The sequence below is a fragment of the Streptococcus sp. A12 genome, from assembly GCF_905372335.1.
In the GTDB taxonomy this organism is placed as follows: Bacteria; Bacillota; Bacilli; order Lactobacillales; family Streptococcaceae; genus Streptococcus.
Window position 1 is genome coordinate 1 of record NZ_CAJPOU010000094.1, and the last position, 3,763, is coordinate 3,763.

Consider the following 3,763-nt stretch of genomic DNA (forward strand, 5'->3'; position numbering starts at 1 on the left):
ACAGAGCGTCAGATGTTCCAAGAAATCTCGGATACCCTGACGGTCATGGCAAGTGAGGTGGAGTAGATGTTTCGATTAACCACTAAACTAGCTTGCTCCAATCTCATCAAGAACCGCAAGCTCTATTATCCCTTTGCGATTGCGGTTATTCTTGCAGTGACCATCGCCTACCTCTTTGACTCCCTGACCTTTAATCCTCACATTCATGAGCTTCGAGGGGGCGATTCCATGATCTTTACCCTCGTCTTGGGACTGTTCGTGGTCAATGCCGCGGGAGCTATCATCGTGCTCTATGCCAATAGCTTCGTCATGAAAAACCGCTCCAAGGAGCTGGGAATCTACAGCATGCTCGGCCTTGAGAAACGCCATCTCATCAGCATGATCTTCAAGGAACTCTTGATCTTTGGCTTTGTGACTATCTCAGCTGGTGTTTTGATCGGGGCTCTCTTTGACAAGCTGATCTTTGCCTTTCTCTTGAAACTCATGAAGATGAAGGTCCAGCTAGTATCCACCTTCCAACCTGGGATTGTGGTCTTAGTCTTTGTCACCTTTGGTCTCATCTTTGCCCTCTTGGTCTTTCTCAACGCTTGGCGGATTCTCCGTTTGAATGCCCTGCAGTTGACGCGTGAGAAGGCTAGTGGTGAAAAGAAAGCCCGCTTCTTGTGGCCCCAAACCATCCTGGGCTTAGCCTCTCTTGGTTTTGGCTACTACCTGGCTTTGTCTGTCAAAGACCCATTGTCTGCGATTGTGATCTTCTTTCTAGCAGTTATCTTGGTCATGATTGGGACCTACCTGCTCTTTAATGCTGGGATCACCGTCTTTTTGCACCTGCTTAAGAAAAAGAAGGCCTACTATTACCAACCCAACAACATGATTTCGGTCTCTAACCTCATCTATCGCATGAAGAAAAATGCAGTGGGACTTGCGACTATTGCCATCCTCTCGACTATGGTGCTGGTGACCATCTCTGCTGCGACCAATATCTATGTCGGTGGCGAAATGGTCAAGAAAATCATAGCTCCTCATGATTTCTCTGTCCAAGGAAAAGGGGTCGAGCTGGAGCAAATCAATCAGAAATTTGATGAATTTGCCTCTGAGCACCAGCTTGAGATCAAGAATCGTGACCTGATGACCTATGCCAACTTTGGGGTTAAATCACAAAAGGGAACGGATTTCACCGTCTATCCAGCTGACGAACGCAAGGTCACTCCTAAAACAGTCTTTCTAGTTTTTGATGCAGCTAGCTATGAGCAGATGACAGGAGAAGAGGTCGATCTGACTGGCAACCAAGTTATCCTCTTTGCCCATAACAAAGCTCTTAAAGGACAAAAGCAGTTCACCATCAATGGACAGGTCTTCCAAGTCAAGGAAGAAGTGACCAATGATTTTATCACCGATCACGTGCCCAACATGTATAACATGCTGACAGAGGATTTCAATTACCTAATCGTACCTGACCTCTCAGCCTTTATCGCCCAGTTTCCAAATCTTGCCATCTATACCAATATCTATGGTGGCTTCAATGTCAATGTCGGTGAAGAGCAGCAACTCAAGCTAGCAGCCAGCTATGACAAGATGATCGATGAATTGAGTAGCCAACAGGCCCAAGGAACATTTGTCTATGGAGGCAACCGATCCAATGACGTGGCAGAGATGAATAGTCTCTTTGGTGGCATCTTCTTTATCGGGATTTTCTTGTCACTGATCTTCATGGTCGGAACGGTCATCGTCATCTACTACAAGCAAATCTCAGAAGGCTATGAAGACCGTGATCGCTTCGTCATTCTCCAACAGGTGGGGCTTGATGAACACGAGGTCAAACGGACCATCAACCGTCAAGTACGGACTGTCTTTTTCCTCCCTCTCATCTTTGCCTTTATTCACCTGGCCTTTGCCTACCATATGATCCGACTCATTCTCAAAGGGCTCGGTGTCATCAATAGTGGTCAAGTCTTCGTCGTGACCCTCAGCGTCTGCGCTGTCTTTCTCATCACCTACCTGATTGTCTTTTGGATCACCTCTCGGAGCTATCGTAAGATTGTGCAGATATAAGAAAAGAGAAGCTCGCTCATGGCGGGCTTTTTTGTACGAAAACCGACTGCGATTGTTTTTGTTTTTCAAAGGGATATACAAAAAGACTGAAACAGTCGAGTTCAGTCTTTGATCGATTTCTATTAAAGTGATGTAAGGAAAGTCAATCCCCCTAGGATGACACCTGCCGAATTCGGAATAATCAAAATCCAGTCTTTTTTAGGTTCCTTTGTCCAACCATAAATGACCCAGATCAAGCAAGAAATAGCAGCTGACAAGGGTTGGAAAGGTTGGGCCTTATTTCCCTGTAAATTAGCAATAATTTGTGGGATGTAGGCAATGAAAACGATAATCCCAATAAAGGCACCGATCGAGCCAACGATTTGGTTGATTTTTTGTTTATTCATTTATTTCTACCTCCGAATATTACTTTACCAGAAGAAAAGGTCTTGTGCAATAAAATTGCACGATATTTCGCTTGAAAACTATTACATTTACGCAAAATTAGACAATGTTTCTATTTTTATGGTGTTAGAAACAAGAAAAATCAGGGATAATAAATGACATTTTTCATCCAAAATCACAAGATTGTGACACTTTACAGTTCGGTAACATTTGAAAAGAACACTTGAATTTTAAGAGGGCAAGCGATAGAATAGTGCGTACTTAAAAAATGAAAGGTATTTTGAAAATGAATGAAAAACAAATGAAAATTATTGGTTGGGTTGCGACCTTTATGTCTGTTATGATGTATGTGTCTTACTTCCCACAAATCATGGATAACCTCGCAGGTCACAAAGGAAACTTTGTTCAACCCCTTGTCGCAGCCATCAACTGTAGCCTTTGGGTTTACTACGGACTCTTCAAAAAAGAACGCGATATTCCACTTGCTGCAGCCAATGCACCGGGGATCATCTTTGGTTTGATCACAGCCATCACAGCTTTATAAGAAGGAACTAGCTCCCGAAAGGAAGCTAGTTTTTTTATACCTTACAGAAATGTAAGAAATCAGGCTAAAAATGAAAGGTTAGCTTATTGTAGATCTCTCTCCAAATAGTTACAATAGAGGTGTAAGAAGTTCTATTAGTATCAACCATATAACTAGATGGAAATGGAGAATGAAAATGGCCTTATTAGATGTACAACATGTGAAAAAAATTTACAAAACCCGCTTTCAAGGAACGCAGGTCGAAGCCTTAAAGGATATCCACTTCACCGTGGAAAAAGGGGAATACGTCGCCATCATGGGGGAATCAGGATCCGGGAAATCCACCCTTCTCAACATCCTAGCCATGCTGGATCAGCCGACCGAAGGACGGGTCTACCTAAATAGCATAGACACCTCAACCATCAAGAACAAGGATGCCTCCAGTTTCCGTCGGGAAAAGTTAGGCTTTGTCTTTCAAGACTTCAACCTGCTAGACACCTTATCGGTCAAGGACAATATCCTTCTGCCCTTGGTCCTCTCCCGCAGACCGGTCAAGGAAATGATGAGCAAGGTCGATAGCGTCAGTCGGGAATTGGGCATCCACCAGCTGCTTGAAAAATATCCCTACGAAATCTCTGGTGGGCAAAAACAACGGGTAGCCGTAGCGCGTGCTATTATCACCTCACCAGAAATCCTCCTTGCTGATGAGCCAACAGGGGCGCTAGATTCCAAATCATCTGCTGCGTTGCTCGACGTCTTTGAAGACATCAATAGCATGGGGCAAACTATTCTCATGGTGACCCA

At 44.1% G+C, this 3,763-nt stretch carries 4 protein-coding genes and 1 pseudogene; 4 read left to right on the forward strand and 1 reads right to left on the reverse strand.

All coding sequences use genetic code 11. From position 1 onward, the window contains the following. Nucleotides 1-66: pseudogene (locus tag QZ158_RS08045) on the forward strand (ABC transporter ATP-binding protein); the annotation flags it as partial. Next, nucleotides 67-2,052 carry an ABC transporter permease gene (locus QZ158_RS08050; protein WP_293887448.1) on the forward strand — a complete coding sequence of 662 codons (1,986 nt, stop codon included), beginning with the start codon at nucleotides 67-69 and terminating at the stop codon, nucleotides 2,050-2,052. It abuts the pseudogene before it with no gap. Between the two features lie 122 nt (nucleotides 2,053-2,174). Here QZ158_RS08050 and QZ158_RS08055 read toward each other — a convergent pair whose 3' ends face one another. Next, nucleotides 2,175-2,438 (reverse strand): SemiSWEET family transporter, encoded by a 264-nt coding sequence (locus QZ158_RS08055; protein ID WP_003012241.1) that lies wholly within the window; start codon nucleotides 2,436-2,438, stop codon nucleotides 2,175-2,177. Between the two features lie 284 nt (nucleotides 2,439-2,722). On the opposite strand from QZ158_RS08055, the gene QZ158_RS08060 reads away from it, so the two are divergent. Both QZ158_RS08060 and QZ158_RS08065 read left to right on the forward strand, forming a co-directional pair. Next, the gene (locus QZ158_RS08060; RefSeq protein ID WP_293887453.1) at nucleotides 2,723-2,980 is read left to right on the forward strand and encodes a SemiSWEET family transporter; all 258 of its coding nucleotides are present in this window, start codon (nucleotides 2,723-2,725) and stop codon (nucleotides 2,978-2,980) included. A gap of 175 nt (nucleotides 2,981-3,155) precedes the next feature. Next, a partial coding sequence (locus tag QZ158_RS08065; RefSeq protein WP_293887455.1) for an ABC transporter ATP-binding protein occupies nucleotides 3,156-3,763 on the forward strand: 608 nt, incomplete at its 3' end.